12 protein-coding genes, 2 pseudogenes and 1 riboswitch are annotated in these 12,685 nt (G+C 55.6%); of the genes and pseudogenes, 8 read left to right on the top strand and 6 right to left on the bottom strand.

Annotated elements, in window-relative coordinates:
- Positions 1-204 precede the first annotated feature (204 nt).
- A complete protein-coding gene (locus ACX3YF_RS11290) occupies positions 205-408 on the bottom strand; it encodes a hypothetical protein (RefSeq protein WP_458974879.1) in 204 nt (67 codons plus the stop codon).
- Positions 409-534 (bottom strand): annotated as a pseudogene (locus tag ACX3YF_RS11285) (helix-turn-helix domain-containing protein); the annotation flags it as partial.
- A 78-nt stretch (positions 535-612) separates the two neighbouring features.
- Between ACX3YF_RS11285 and ACX3YF_RS11280 the strand changes: the two are divergent.
- Positions 613-1,047 carry a hypothetical protein gene (locus tag ACX3YF_RS11280; protein WP_458973776.1) on the top strand — a complete coding sequence of 145 codons (435 nt, stop codon included), beginning with the start codon at positions 613-615 and terminating at the stop codon, positions 1,045-1,047.
- Positions 1,048-1,428: 381 nt separating this feature from the next.
- On the opposite strand, the gene hrpB is transcribed toward ACX3YF_RS11280, so the two are convergent.
- Both hrpB and ACX3YF_RS11270 read right to left on the bottom strand, forming a co-directional pair.
- Positions 1,429-3,948 (bottom strand): ATP-dependent helicase HrpB, encoded by a 2,520-nt coding sequence (gene hrpB / locus ACX3YF_RS11275; RefSeq protein ID WP_458974837.1) that lies wholly within the window; start codon positions 3,946-3,948, stop codon positions 1,429-1,431.
- Between the two features lie 1,591 nt (positions 3,949-5,539).
- Positions 5,540-5,973 (bottom strand): annotated as a pseudogene (locus ACX3YF_RS11270) (helix-turn-helix domain-containing protein); the annotation flags it as partial.
- A 284-nt stretch (positions 5,974-6,257) separates the two neighbouring features.
- Positions 6,258-6,456, top strand: a riboswitch (cobalamin riboswitch).
- A gap of 42 nt (positions 6,457-6,498) precedes the next feature.
- Between ACX3YF_RS11270 and ACX3YF_RS11265 the strand changes: the two are divergent.
- From ACX3YF_RS11265 to ACX3YF_RS11240, 6 genes are all read left to right on the top strand, one after another.
- A complete protein-coding gene (locus ACX3YF_RS11265) occupies positions 6,499-7,146 on the top strand; it encodes an energy-coupling factor ABC transporter permease (RefSeq protein ID WP_458973775.1) in 648 nt (215 codons plus the stop codon).
- 99 nt (positions 7,147-7,245) lie between these two features.
- Complete coding sequence (locus ACX3YF_RS11260) at positions 7,246-7,623, top strand: DUF2946 domain-containing protein (protein WP_458973774.1); 378 nt, start codon at positions 7,246-7,248, stop codon at positions 7,621-7,623.
- Between the two features lie 241 nt (positions 7,624-7,864).
- Entirely contained in the window at positions 7,865-8,449 is a 585-nt protein-coding gene (locus ACX3YF_RS11255; RefSeq protein ID WP_458973773.1) for a putative natural product biosynthesis protein, read from the top strand.
- Between the two features lie 369 nt (positions 8,450-8,818).
- Positions 8,819-9,541: a tonB-system energizer ExbB gene (exbB, locus tag ACX3YF_RS11250; RefSeq protein WP_458973772.1), complete on the top strand. Its 723-nt coding sequence runs from the start codon at positions 8,819-8,821 to the stop codon at positions 9,539-9,541.
- Positions 9,542-9,547: 6 nt separating this feature from the next.
- The gene (gene exbD / locus ACX3YF_RS11245) at positions 9,548-9,976 is read left to right on the top strand and encodes a TonB system transport protein ExbD (protein ID WP_458973771.1); all 429 of its coding nucleotides are present in this window, start codon (positions 9,548-9,550) and stop codon (positions 9,974-9,976) included.
- The gene (locus tag ACX3YF_RS11240; RefSeq protein WP_458973770.1) at positions 9,973-10,716 is read left to right on the top strand and encodes a TonB family protein; all 744 of its coding nucleotides are present in this window, start codon (positions 9,973-9,975) and stop codon (positions 10,714-10,716) included. Before exbD ends, ACX3YF_RS11240 begins: the two co-directional genes overlap by 4 nt.
- A gap of 232 nt (positions 10,717-10,948) precedes the next feature.
- Here ACX3YF_RS11240 and ACX3YF_RS11235 read toward each other — a convergent pair whose 3' ends face one another.
- Positions 10,949-11,236, bottom strand: coding sequence for a c-type cytochrome (locus ACX3YF_RS11235; RefSeq protein WP_458973769.1), 288 nt, complete (start codon positions 11,234-11,236; stop codon positions 10,949-10,951).
- Between the two features lie 528 nt (positions 11,237-11,764).
- Here ACX3YF_RS11235 and ACX3YF_RS11230 point away from each other — a divergent pair.
- Positions 11,765-12,121 carry a hypothetical protein gene (locus ACX3YF_RS11230; protein ID WP_458973768.1) on the top strand — a complete coding sequence of 119 codons (357 nt, stop codon included), beginning with the start codon at positions 11,765-11,767 and terminating at the stop codon, positions 12,119-12,121.
- Positions 12,122-12,250: 129 nt separating this feature from the next.
- On the opposite strand, the gene copC is transcribed toward ACX3YF_RS11230, so the two are convergent.
- The gene (gene copC, locus ACX3YF_RS11225) at positions 12,251-12,625 is read right to left on the bottom strand and encodes a copper homeostasis periplasmic binding protein CopC (RefSeq protein ID WP_458973767.1); all 375 of its coding nucleotides are present in this window, start codon (positions 12,623-12,625) and stop codon (positions 12,251-12,253) included.
- Positions 12,626-12,685: the final 60 nt, after the last annotated feature.

Raw genomic sequence — 12,685 nt, 5'->3', positions numbered from 1 at the left:
TAAACCATTTATATTCCTTGTTAACCACAGTGGTTAACAGTGCCAAAATCGGGGTTACAGAATTTTGCACCGCCGCGCCTTCATGGGGTTCCTGTATTGATCGGCGCTTGGAAATCAGGCCTTCGACGACCCAACGTACCAGCGCGGGGGAGAGATATACATTGCTTCGATCTCACCATTCTAGTGGTTCCAAGACTCTCGTGCCTATTCAGTTTTGACGTAACGCTTGCGTAGCTTCGAAACGCCCTCGGCAACCTCGAGGCGCTCGATCTCTCCAATGACGTCTTCGAGGACTTTCGCAACAGAACGATTATCCCTTAGAGCATAGCTACCGACCATCAACGCTATTGGGTGCGTACCGAGCACAGCAGCGATGTCGTCGAGCTTATCGATGGTCGGAGCGTACATACCTCGCTCCAATGTACTGATGTAGGTCCGGCTGCTAAGGGTGGAAAAGTCCTCCTGCGTTTGACCTTGCTTCACGCGAAGCCACCGAAGAACCGTCCCGAAAGCACTTTTCAATTCCACTTGCATGCCCTGCAAAAGGAACGATAAGGCGCTTTCTGAACAGTATATGACTACAATGTATACTGTTCATGCGGAGGGTTCGTCGTGTTCATCACCAATAGACAGGCGGAAGCGAAATGCTCTGAGGTAATGCTAGAGCCTGGCCACCAAGGCTGGCATTTTGTTCAGCAACAGCTGATGTCGCCTTGGTTTCATACCACGATAGCCAGGTGCGAGGACGGCCTAGAGATCCACGACGTGGTGTTCGTGGACAGCCTGCAAGCGCTAACGTCCCTTCTGGAGCTAACGGAAGTAGGGGTAAAAGTGAAATCGGTAAAGTTGGTGTCGCCAGGGTGGCTCAACGGCTCCGGTGACTGGCGCATGGAAAGACTACTGGAAGTAGCTCGAAGTCAGGATGGGGCTTCGTTGCGATATACCCTCATTGATGGCCGGCATTATTACTACCCTGAGGCGCAACCAGGTTCTTCAGCGACATTTAGCGAGCTGATGTTTCGCTGTCAGCAGGACGAAGGGGCATAGCCTAGTTTTTCTGAGGATTGGATAAGACGTATACAAATTTTTGACAATGCACACCCGAATCAACCAGGTAGCCCGAAGCCTCGGGTAAAAAAGGGTAACTGCAGTACCGTTACCGTGGTGCAAAAAACAGCCCACACTGGCGACGAAGATTTCGCCTACTTCGTTGCCAATGGAAAACTCCGGTCTGAATCGATCACTGTGAGCGGAACCGACAATTTCCGTGGGTTCGTCGACCTTCAAAAATAAAGGCGATAACAATCCCGATGCACTGCTAACTAACCATTGAAGAAAGGCTACACCGTAGCCCTCGCAGAAGGGAGAGGCTATTGATGAAGTTACTTTTGTAGTAGGGCTAGCCAAGGCATTGGCATGACACAGATGCTATACCTTTCGCGGTTTAGCACGCGCTGTTGCCTCAGCCACCAGCGGATCATCCGGCCAGTAGTGCTTCGGATAGCGTCCCTTCAAGTCCTTCTTCACCTCGGTATAGGTGCTGCGCCAGAAGTTCGCCAAATCCTGTGTCACCTGCACCGGTCGCCGCGCCGGGGACAGCAGGTGCAGCTTGACCACTTGTCGGCCACCGGCGATGCGTGGGGTTTCTGCCAGGCCGAACAACTCCTGCAAACGCACCGCCAGAATCGGCGGTTGCTCGCTGTAATCCAGGCGAATCGATGAGCCCGAGGGCACGCTCAGATGGTGGGGTGCCTGTTCGTCGAGCCGTTGCGGCAACGGCCATGGCAGCAGGTTGTGGACGATGCTCGACAGGTCGAGATTGGCGAAATGACTGAGCCGCGAGACTTTGCCCAGGTACGGCATCAGCCAGTGTTCGAGGTTTTTCAATAATGCGGCGTCGCTGACATCCGGCCATTCGCTGTCGCCCTTGCCGTCCAGATCCAGTTGGCGCAATAGCGCGACCCGTGCCTGCCACTGCCGCAGTTCCGGTGTCCACGGCAGCAACTCCAGGCCTTTGCGCCGCACCAGATTGACCAGCGCCTGACTGCGGGCGGTTTCGTCGAGGCCGGTCAGCGGTTCGCGGCTGAGGATCAGCTCGCCGACCTTGCGTTGGCGCTCGGCACGCAATACGCCCTCGCGCTCGTCCCAATCCAGTTGATCGATGCAGCGCACTTGTTCGGCGAGCACCGAGTCGAACAGCACCGGGTCGAAATCCGCTGCCAGATAAATGCGTTCCTCGCGCTGACCCTGACGGCTACCGAGGTCGGCGATCACCAGCCAGGGTTGTTTCATCAGGCTATCAACTTCGGCGAACAACGCGGCACGGCCGTTGGCCAGGCGATACTCGGCGCCCCCGGCACGGCGTTGCTGGGCGACGCGATCCGGGTAGGCCAACGCCAGCAAGGCGCCGAGCCAGCGTGGATGGTCGGGATCGTTCACCGGTTCCTCCGCCTTACCACGCAGATATCCTCGATACTGCCGCGCCAGTTGCCGCGCGCGCTGCACTCCGCCCTGGGCTCCGCGAGCGGCTCGCACTTCGCCGGACATCAACACCAGTCGACTGTGCAGATCGGCGCCAGCACCGCGCAGGATATCGCGCTCACCGAGCAGCGCCGCGACGTCGCAAGCCATGTCCGCCAGCCCCAGCGCCTGCCCACGCAACAGCAAATGGGCGATGCGCGGATGGGCTGGTAGCTCGGCCATGGCCTGACCGTGACGGGTCAGCGCCCCTCCTTCCAACGCCCCCAAACGTTCGAGCAGATCCTGTGCCTGTGCATAAGCAGCAGCGGGCGGCACATCCAGCCAGACCAGTTGCCCAGGCGATACGCCCCAGCGCCCGAGTTGCAAGGCCAGGCCCGCGAGGTCTGCTTGGATTATCTCCGCTGCGCTATAGGCATTGAGCTGCTCATGTTGCGCCTCCGACCACAATCGATAACAGGCCCCAGGCTCCAATCGCCCAGCGCGCCCAGCGCGTTGCGTGGCGCTCGCCCGGGAAATACGCTGAGTGTCTAGACGGGTCATTCCACTCCGCGGGTCGAAGCGGGGTACGCGCTCAAGACCAGCGTCTACTACTACTCTTACACCTTCGATGGTCAGACTGGTTTCAGCGATGTTGGTGGCCAGCACCAACTTGCGTCTGCCTTCAGGCGCGGGATCAATCGCAGCACGCTGTGCACTGAGGTCGAGTTCACCGTGCAATGGACAGAGGAGTATGTCTCTCCGCTCGCCGAGGATATCTGCCAGTTGCTGATTGACTCTTCGAATTTCGGCTTGCCCTGGTAGAAAAACGAGAATGCTACCGCTTTGTTCTTCGAGCGCATCCAAGCATGCTTGGACCACTCTCGGCTCGATGTGCTCACCAGGCTGATACGGGCGCCCCCAGAGAGTCGACACGGGGTACATCCTGCCTTCACTAGTGATAATCGGTGCATCTTCTAGCAACTGTGAAAGCCGCTCACCTTCCAGTGTTGCTGACATCACAAGAATCTTCAGCGGCTGCTCATCACGCAGTAATTCACGACCATTGAGAGTGAGTGCCAAAGCAAGATCTGCATCAAGATTTCGCGAGTGGAACTCATCAAAAATAACTAGCCCAACTCCTTCAAGAGCCGGATCATCCTGAAGACGACGCGCCAAAATCCCTTCAGTGACTACTTCAATTCGAGTTTTTGGACCAATGCGGGTTTCTAGGCGAATACGATACCCAACAGTCTCACCTACCTTCTCTCCCAGCTCACTGGCCAATCTTTCTGCGGCGGCACGGGCAGCTAATCGGCGAGGCTCAAGCATTAGGATGGACTGCTCACCAAGCCACTCTTCGCTGAGGACGGCCAATGGAACGCGAGTGGTCTTACCGGCACCAGGAGGGGCTTGCAGTACAACCTCGTTACGGGCATTCAACGCTTGGAGAAGTGCCGGCATAACGGCGTCGATTGGCAAAGAATTCATGGTGACTCCCAGGCAGACTGAGCAGTATAACGAATGAATGAGTACGACCGATTTAGAAAGCACGAACCGCCAAATCAGCACTGACGTACAGCTAGGTGTTCTGATCGATGAGGTCTGGTGGCCGTTAGAACCGACCATTCAAGGTAAGTCGACACAATAGCCAACCTCTGCGAGCAGTTGCTGGAAAGCAATGGCATGTCCAGCGGCAAAGCCAGCGAGCTTACTGCTTGCCTTGACAGATCATTGTATTCGTCAGCTTCGGCTGTAAGTGGTCTAGGAGGTGGATCCTTTAGTTTTTTACTTGATGCTATTTTTCCCCTTGTGAATCGCATCTGATGCCAGATAAGCTCGCTTTGAATCTGAACCTTCGGATTCAATAACGGGCAGTTTTAAGCCACATGCATGCATCACGCTTAGCGTTGATGACGGCCGATCTGCTTCTCCAACAGGGGCAGCACGGTACGAATAAGCATTAGGTGCTCTCGGATAAAAAAGACCGTCTCGAGGCTCCTGAAAAATACCTAGGTGAGTTGCATTTCGATGCTATTCGCCCCAAAAAGCGAGATGTGCAGTTATGGACTGGTTGCATTCACGCTAGCTTAGAGCTCGTAGGGCTCGATGCAGGTTTGCGTTTAGCGAACTGCAGAGCACATATCGATTTTGCCATGGCTCCTACAACGCCAGGCGAACTGAGCGGATCTCATTTAACCCGCCAGAAAAATGCCCTGCTCTTCTTACTGAAGACTGGAGGCAATAGCTGCAACTCTAGCTTCGGCTAGGCCGGTTGCAGCAATATCAGCGTTCACTTGACTCAACTGTTCGATATATTGAGTCCAGTAGGACCTACAAAACCGCCCTTTATGAGGTGCGAGATCAGAAGCTCAGTGCACGCAAGGATTATCGTGACTGATGCGAGTTCCCAACGACGACCACTGAGCTCGAGTGGTGTTTGTGACGGAGCGCTAATCACAGCTCGACGCTAAAGGTCTCTACGACTGAAGCGCGGCCGTACTGGCCCACAGCGGTACGCATAAAATCGGCTGAAACGCCCACATACTAACGCTCATCCAATGGGATATTTCCAATGGGAAAACGTCGTGGGTTACATAAGTTACTGAAAAAAATCGTGGACGTATTGGCCTCTGAACTCGCTCGCGAATGTCTTCGCAGACTGATTCGCTGGGTTGTAGGAATGATAAACAGTCCGGGCGATTGATAATCCAAAAGCGGCCTACGAACGTAGGCCGCTCCTGCCGATCAATACTGCCAAGCCGGCCCCCAAAAATTTCCCAATGTAAATAATTCACTCATGGGGGACAGCTGGCAAGATGTACACAGACCAATACCAAATGGCCTTGGCCAAGCTACTGCGGAAGTGATGCATCCGGTAATGGGCGCTGCCAAAGTACCTCTGATTGTCCAACCATCTCAGAGCCATAGGTGCACTCCATGGCTCGGCAGCTAGGTAATTGCAGAGACTTGCCCACCCATTTGCATTCGACCTGACCAATCATTTCCAACGGATTTGACCATCAAACTGTGTGGCCGTGACCGGCAGAAAACGACCTAGGCTGTGAAAACGCCTGCGATTAGGCAGAGCGCTCAACGCCGCTTGCAAGGCTCGACGCTCCAGCAACCTAACGGTGTCCCAATGCAGGCCGAACATCTGGGCCACGTGCAGGGGGTTGGAAGGCGTTCGCAGGCCTGAATGACCGCATCGGCCAAGCGGCGCGTCATGCGGGCATAGCGATCCAGCCAACTGACGGCCTCCATGCGTTTGCCGCAGTCACGACAACCAACCCACCTGAGCAAAACGCTGAGGCGCCCGACACGGCCAAGGATGGGCAAATCACGAACGACTCGCTTGCAATACTCATGCGTAGTTGAACAGGGTTTTAGGCAGCCGCAGGAAGGGAATCGGGTGGCGTGAGGGATCAGATCGATTTGTAGTGCGTCGCCATCAGGCTTGATCGTGACGACAGAAAAGCCCTCCCAAAAAGGAAGGAAAGTATTAATATCGCGCATAAGAACGCCGGTTTGTTAGATGTGTTTGTTCGCACCAACATCATCAAACAAATCGGCGTTCTTGTTTCTGTGTTTCCCGGGATTCCGTGAAGAATCAAAAGAAAGGGCGGAAAGTCTAACGAGGCCAGTCATCTTCAATAAGCTGCGACATTCTGGCGCAGTCTGTGCGTTTGACCTGCTGCACAGTGTCTCCTGGTGCTCCTGTGGCAGGCTGTCGCATATAGCGTTGTGGAGCCCAGGCATAAAAAGGCTTTTCGCCTCGTGCGTAGATCGAGCAAAACCCTTAACCTGTTGGCGCTTCGTGGTTTCACCATCCGGTGAAGCAATAGGGAAGCAGGTACGCCCCCCCGGCTATTCCTGCGCTGCCCCCGCAACTGTGAACGGTTAGCTCTCTCGCTTATGCCACTGGTCGATTACGGCCGGGAAGGCGCGGGAGGGTGTCGAGCCGTGAGCCAGGAGACCTGCCACGAGTGCTGCCGAATATACCGGTAGCTTCCAGACCCGCATCCCTCGGAGGGAGAACTGATGCATATCGAACCCGGCGTGCTCAATGCCGCCAAAGTGCTGTACGCCAATGCTGCTGCAATCGCTACGCTGGCGGCGTTTTCGCCGAAGCTGTTACGCCCCGATAATTTGATCAAGACGGTACTCGCCGCAGCATTCTTCTCGGTGTTCATGGAAGTATTCCATTTGCCCGTCGGCGCTTCTGAATTGCATTTCGTTGGTGCTTCCGCCGTCTACATCATCTTCGGCTTTATCCCCACACTGTTTGGTTTTGCCATTGGCCTGCTGTTACAAGGGTTGCTGTTCGAGCCACAGGATTTGGTGCACTTAGGGGTAAACTCGTTGTCCTTGATGTTGCCGCTGATTGCCGCCCATGGCTTGCTCGGTCGGCGCTTCTTCGACGTTGCCGGACGCAGTATTCGTTGGGCGGAAGTGGTCAAGTTTGATGCGCTCTATTACACCGGTGTGGTCGCGATGGTGGGCTTCTGGTTGTCCATGGGCGAAGAGCCAACGCCTTTGAGCAACTGGGCGTTGTTCGCCGTTTCTTACCTGCCGTTGGTGTTGTGCGAGCCACTGTTCACCTGCTTGGTGGCGCGGACACTCAAACGCTATTCCGACAACGCCTTTGTCGAGCGTTTCACCTGTGTGAAATCACTCAAAGTCGCGTAATTGACTCGTGTCCCCATCGTTCAGGAACCTCTGGGCGGTGGGGTTGATCAACATCTCTCGATCTTCAACCCCGCGTGCTTCGGTGTTAATGTCGCTGCCATGAAATTGTCCCTCTCAAACCGCTCACTCGTTGCCTGGACGCTGTATTTTTGCGTCCTGTTCAACGTGTTCGCCTGCGGTTTGGGGCATGGGCAGATGACCGGGCTTGAACTCAATGGCATTGGTGGTCAGTTTTGCTCTGCTCTGGGCAGCAAGAACCCGACCCAGAACACGGATTTCACTGACCCGTCAGCCAGGGGGTGGGCCGGTAGTTTTTCCTGCCCTATCTGTTCTGCGGTGACGTTGGGCATCGCCTTTCTGTTTTGCTTGACTTGGCTGCTACGGGTCGGACAAAAACCGCGCCCTAGCCGCGAACTGCGCTGCAAGGCACCTCCCCGCTATTCCTGGCCCTCGGCCAACCCTCGCGCTTCCCCTTAGGTTTGACGCTTGCAAGTAGCCAGTTTGATTCGCCGGCTACCGCTTGTTTTTTCGTCGTCTGTTTTACACCAGGTTGTCGCTGATGCGACCACCGGTGGACGCCGTTTAATCGTCACGGGAAGGAAGGCAGTATGTCTCGCGTTATTGATCATTCAGGTTGCAGGTTCAGCCCTCTCGAAGGGCTGATCTTTAGTTTTTCGGCATCCTATAAACTGCAAGCGGCGATGGCATGGAGGCCGGCATGCGTTCTTTAGCCATCCCTTCAGGGGCTTCGCGACTGGTCAGTAAAACGTCACGTGTGAGCAGTCGTGGCGACTTCCTGTTGCCGTTTCCTGACTACCCCAGTAATGCACGCTGTTTTGTTCACCTGGATGCCCGATTGCTGCCTTACTGGCATACGTTGTTCGACGTGTGTCCGGGGTTACTCAAGCTAGATCCACCGGATGGTCTGAATATATTTCGCAGTTTCATGACCTGGGCATACCGCAATTATCCGCCGCTGAATTGGACTTACTACCTCAGTGTTTGCCGTTGGTTACTCACGTCGACCTACCAGGCGCAAATCCACGAGGAGCACATCGATTCCTTCATGACGGCAGCAGCGGCCCGCTGGATAAATACTGACGATAGCCAGGCACGAGGGCTAGTACTGGCGTGGCAAGGTTCTTCAGTGAGGGTGTTTGACTGGAAAGTAGCACCTCGTTCTATCGCTGGCGTTGACCCTGAACAGGAGGAGTTTCCACCGACGCCTTGGGACTTTGCCTGGTGTCCTTTGACAGGGAAAGGCGGCGCCGGATTTCGACGATGGTTACCTATCCCCGAATAACTCAGGCCCCTCCAGTCAAGCAATGTCCAGAATGTCGGGTGGGCTTTAACTCTTAAGGTGCTTACTTGGAAATCGAGGCACTCGCCAAGCTCAGCCTTATAGATGTGCTTGACTCAAATGAAATTTTACATTGGGTGCCCGAATAACTGTTTGGGTGTTAAACGCAAAACAATTTGTCTTTATCTCACTTCAGGGCATGCAGGTATGAGCATTACTCAACATAAGTTTTCTATACACATCGGAATAACATGTTTCAGATCTATCGCTCATGTAGCGATTTCGTTGGTGGGCTTGCTGATCCCACCTGTTGTGTTGGCTGAAAAAGTTGCCGCGGTACCGGCCGTGGTTCCAATTGAGAGCTTGCAAGCTATGGGCATTAACAGCATGGGTATGCCGCATGACCTGTCGCCGTGGGGCATGTACCAGAACGCCGACATCATCGTGAAAATCGTCATGATCGGCCTGGCCATCGCCTCGATCATCACCTGGACCATCTGGATCGCCAAAGGCCTGGAGCTGATGGGCGCCAAGCGCCGTCTGCGCGGTGAAATCGCCCAGCTGAAAAAATCTGCCTCGCTCAAGGAAGCCAGCGTCTCCGCGGCAAAGGCGGGCACCCTCGCTAATTTGCTGGTGCACGACGCCCTCGAAGAAATGCGCCTGTCGGTCAACAGCCGCGAGAAAGAAGGCATCAAGGAGCGTGTCAGCTTCCGCCTCGAACGCCTGGTCGCTGCCTGCGGTCGCAACATGAGCAGCGGTACCGGCGTGCTCGCCACCATCGGTTCCACTGCGCCGTTCGTAGGCCTGTTCGGTACCGTATGGGGCATCATGAACAGCTTCATCGGCATCGCCAAGACCCAGACCACCAACCTCGCCGTAGTGGCCCCCGGCATCGCCGAAGCCTTGCTGGCGACGGCGCTGGGACTGGTTGCCGCGATTCCCGCGGTCGTCATCTACAACGTATTCGCCCGCTCCATCGCCGGTTACAAGGCGCAGGTGTCCGACGCTTCGGCGCAGGTCCTGCTGCTGGTCAGCCGCGACCTCGACCACCAGCCTGAGCGCAGCTCGCAACCGCACATGGTGAAAGTGGGGTAATCGGCCATGGGCCTGCATTTGGAAGAAGGCGCAGACGACGATCTGGCCGAGAATCACGAAATCAACGTCACGCCGTTCATCGACGTCATGCTCGTGCTGCTGATCATCTTCATGGTTGCGGCGCCGCTGGCCACCGTGGACATCAAGGTCGACCTGCCGGCGTCCACCGCCAAACCGGCGCCACGCCCCGAAAAACCGGTGTTCCTCAGCGTCAAGGCTGACCAGCGCCTGTTCCTCGGCGAAGACGAAGTGAAGGCCGAAACACTCGGCGCCACACTCGACGCCAAGACCCAGGGCAAGAAAGACACGACGATCTTCTTCCAGGCCGATAAAGGCGTGGACTACGGCGACCTCATGAGCGTGATGGACACCCTGCGCTCCGCCGGTTACCTGAAGGTGGGTCTGGTCGGTCTCGAGTCGGCAGTCAAGAAATGATCACGACGCGCCATAAGCTGACGCGATACGGCGCGAGCCTGGCCGTGGTGCTGGGCATTCACGCGCTGGCCGTTGCGCTGGCCGTGAACTGGACCACTCGCCCGCCTATCGAATTGCCGCCCCAGGCAATGATGGTCGAGCTGGCACCGCTTCCCGCCCCGCCACCGCCTGCACCGCCAAAGGTCGTCACACCGCCGCAGCCGCCGGCTCCGGTTGAAGAACTGCCGATACCGAAACTCGCCGAAGCCCCCAAGGCCGAGATTGCGGTGCCGAAACCGGTCAAGCCCAAGCCCAAACCTCAACCGCCCAAGCCTGTGGAGAAAAAGCCCGCGCCGCCCAAGGAAAAGCCATCCGAGGCAAAACCGAGCGAAGCGCCACCGACGCCGGCACCGACGGAGCAATCCGCTCAGCCAGCGCCTGGCCCATCGGCGGCTCAAGTGGGGGCCAAGGCCAGCTGGCAAGGTACGTTGCTGGCGCACCTGCAGAAGTACAAGAAGTACCCGGCCAGCGCTCTAGCGCGGAACAAGGAAGGGCTGAACCGTCTGCGGTTCGTGGTCGATGCCGAAGGCAGGGTGTTGTCGTTTGAGCTGGTGAGCGGCTCCGGCAACGCCGATCTGGACCGGGCAACCCTGGACATGATCAAACGCGCGCAGCCGCTGCCCAAGCCTCCGGCTTATCTGCTCCACAGTGGTCAAATCGAGATCATTGCTCCTTTCGCTTACACATTGCAGAAACGCTGAAACGTTGTCTCTGGCTTACACCGTGCCATCCTATGTGTTTTGAAGCTTTCAGCAGAGGCAGTCGTTATTTCCACCGGATATTATTGAGCGGAGTTTGTATTGCCATTGGCGCTCTGAGACGTTGACTAGCGCCTTTTCAAAGGCAAGGGCGGCGCCGGATTTCGACGCTGATATCCATCCCTGGAACACTCAGGCGCTTCTATCCGGCAGGATCGCTTGGCTGGGACGATACTTACTTCGACATCCAGGCGATAACGGCCTTGTAGTCTTCGGCGCTACAGTCCATGCACAGGCCGCGCGCCGGCATGGCATTAAAGCCTTCGGTCACGTGTTTGACCAACACATCAGTGCCTTGCTCCAGGCGAGGTTTCCAGGCCGCTTGATCGCCTTTTTTCGGCGCCATGGGTAGCTGGCCACTGTGGCACATGGTGCAAGCACGGTTGAACACCGCCTCAGGATCCTGCGCTGCGTGTGCGTTAGAGAGTGCGAGTAAACAGGCAGCAGCCAGTATTTTTTTCACGGTTGACCTCATTGGACATTTTTATATTCAGGGCTTGGCCTTTGAAATGACTCAATCCATCCGTGGCGCTTGAGCATTGCTGGTGCCTGAACCGTTTGGCACAGCGCATATCAGCAAGGCGTTCCGAGTGTAATAACGGCGGTTCGACATCCCAAGTGCGACAGGCTGCCGCAGCCGTCGACTCGCCTATTAAGTAGTTGTGATTTTGCTGATTGGTGGATTTGGCTGTGGCGTGTTGTCGCAGCTCCGCCAGTGAGTGAATGCGTGCTAGATTCAAAGCTGATACGAAGATTTCTCTTGGCAGGGTTAACGTCGTATCACCGAGTGCCAAGGGCCGAAAGGCCCTTGGCACTCTTCTTTTTTGCCGCTAACCGCGACTCTTACATCTGATACTATTGGCCCTTCTTTTCTGGGCGACGTTTCTACCACTGATGGTGAGATATTTTGATTGCGGGATTTTGCCTCCCATGGTCAAAGAAGCACTGATGCGCCGTCATCTATTCTCAGTGCACGAATGTAGCGACCTCCATGATTCGTGACGCCATGTATAGCTTCTTTCTCAGCGGAGTGGTCGGCGCAACAGCCAGTCATGTTTGCACCGGTTCGACTTTGGGTTTCATCGTTTTGCTATTCGCGAGCATCGGCTGGGGAACCGTTCTGGTTCTATTCACTGATACCCGAAGAGATTGGTCGTGCGGGGTGGTTGGTTATTGCGCTAGCGTGCTGTTATTCTCGAAAAGCCTGTCCGAGTTACATGCCATGGCCACAAAAAGGTTTTATGGCGCGGTACTCGGTGAACTGCCTGAGCTTGTTTTGATGGTGATTCTTCTACCGCTACTGGGGGTTGTGGTTGCTCGCCTCGTGCAATTGGTCTTCAAAGGCTGAACCACTGTCTTCGCGTAACGCTTCTTGCAGTTTGCCCCGACAAAACCCTACCGGAGACTTTACACAAGGGGCCTGCATAACAAGCCCCTAATCAGACGATATGCTCTCCTTTTTCAGGCCTCCGAAGTCTCAGTTACCTACCGTGAAACCATAGTTGCCATCACTCTTGTGGGTGTCGACCGATACCGCATGCCATTCAACTTTGTACTTCCCAGCAGCCAGCGGCTTTTCCGATGTGACGATCAACGTCTTCTGGTCGCCCGGAGCGGTTTCAATGCTCTTGACCGCAACCGCAGCACCATCGGCAGTGATGGAAACTGTTGTGAACTTGGCTTCAACGCCCTCGGAAAACACCAGATGCAAATCTTTCGGTGCAGTGACCGTGCTGTCGGCGGCCGGCGTTTGACTCTTCAGGTGGGCATGCGCGAACACCGAAGTAGCCGTAGCAAAGGATGCAAGCAACGCAACGGTAGTCAGTACTTTCTTCGCAAAATGAGCAGACATCAGTATTACCTCTGGTTAACGACGGAGTATTTCGTTGAATTTGTTTTTTTAAAATTACTT

Source organism: Pseudomonas fluorescens group sp. PF-69, assembly GCF_054481235.1.
The sequence above is the reverse complement of the archived record's forward strand: the minus strand, read 5'-3'. Positions and strand labels throughout refer to the sequence as shown.

Coding starts and splice junctions, on each gene's coding strand:
- ACX3YF_RS11290 (WP_458974879.1), bottom strand. CDS start 408: ATGTACGCTCCGACCATCGATAAGCTCGACGACATCGCTGCTGTGCTC.
- hrpB (WP_458974837.1), bottom strand. CDS start 3,948: ATGAATTCTTTGCCAATCGACGCCGTTATGCCGGCACTTCTCCAAGCG.
- ACX3YF_RS11265 (WP_458973775.1), top strand. CDS start 6,499: ATGCATATCGAACCCGGCGTGCTCAATGCCGCCAAAGTGCTGTACGCC.
- ACX3YF_RS11260 (WP_458973774.1), top strand. CDS start 7,246: ATGAAATTGTCCCTCTCAAACCGCTCACTCGTTGCCTGGACGCTGTAT.
- ACX3YF_RS11255 (WP_458973773.1), top strand. CDS start 7,865: ATGCGTTCTTTAGCCATCCCTTCAGGGGCTTCGCGACTGGTCAGTAAA.
- exbB (WP_458973772.1), top strand. CDS start 8,819: ATGGGCATTAACAGCATGGGTATGCCGCATGACCTGTCGCCGTGGGGC.
- exbD (WP_458973771.1), top strand. CDS start 9,548: ATGGGCCTGCATTTGGAAGAAGGCGCAGACGACGATCTGGCCGAGAAT.
- ACX3YF_RS11240 (WP_458973770.1), top strand. CDS start 9,973: ATGATCACGACGCGCCATAAGCTGACGCGATACGGCGCGAGCCTGGCC.
- ACX3YF_RS11230 (WP_458973768.1), top strand. CDS start 11,765: ATGATTCGTGACGCCATGTATAGCTTCTTTCTCAGCGGAGTGGTCGGC.
- copC (WP_458973767.1), bottom strand. CDS start 12,625: ATGTCTGCTCATTTTGCGAAGAAAGTACTGACTACCGTTGCGTTGCTT.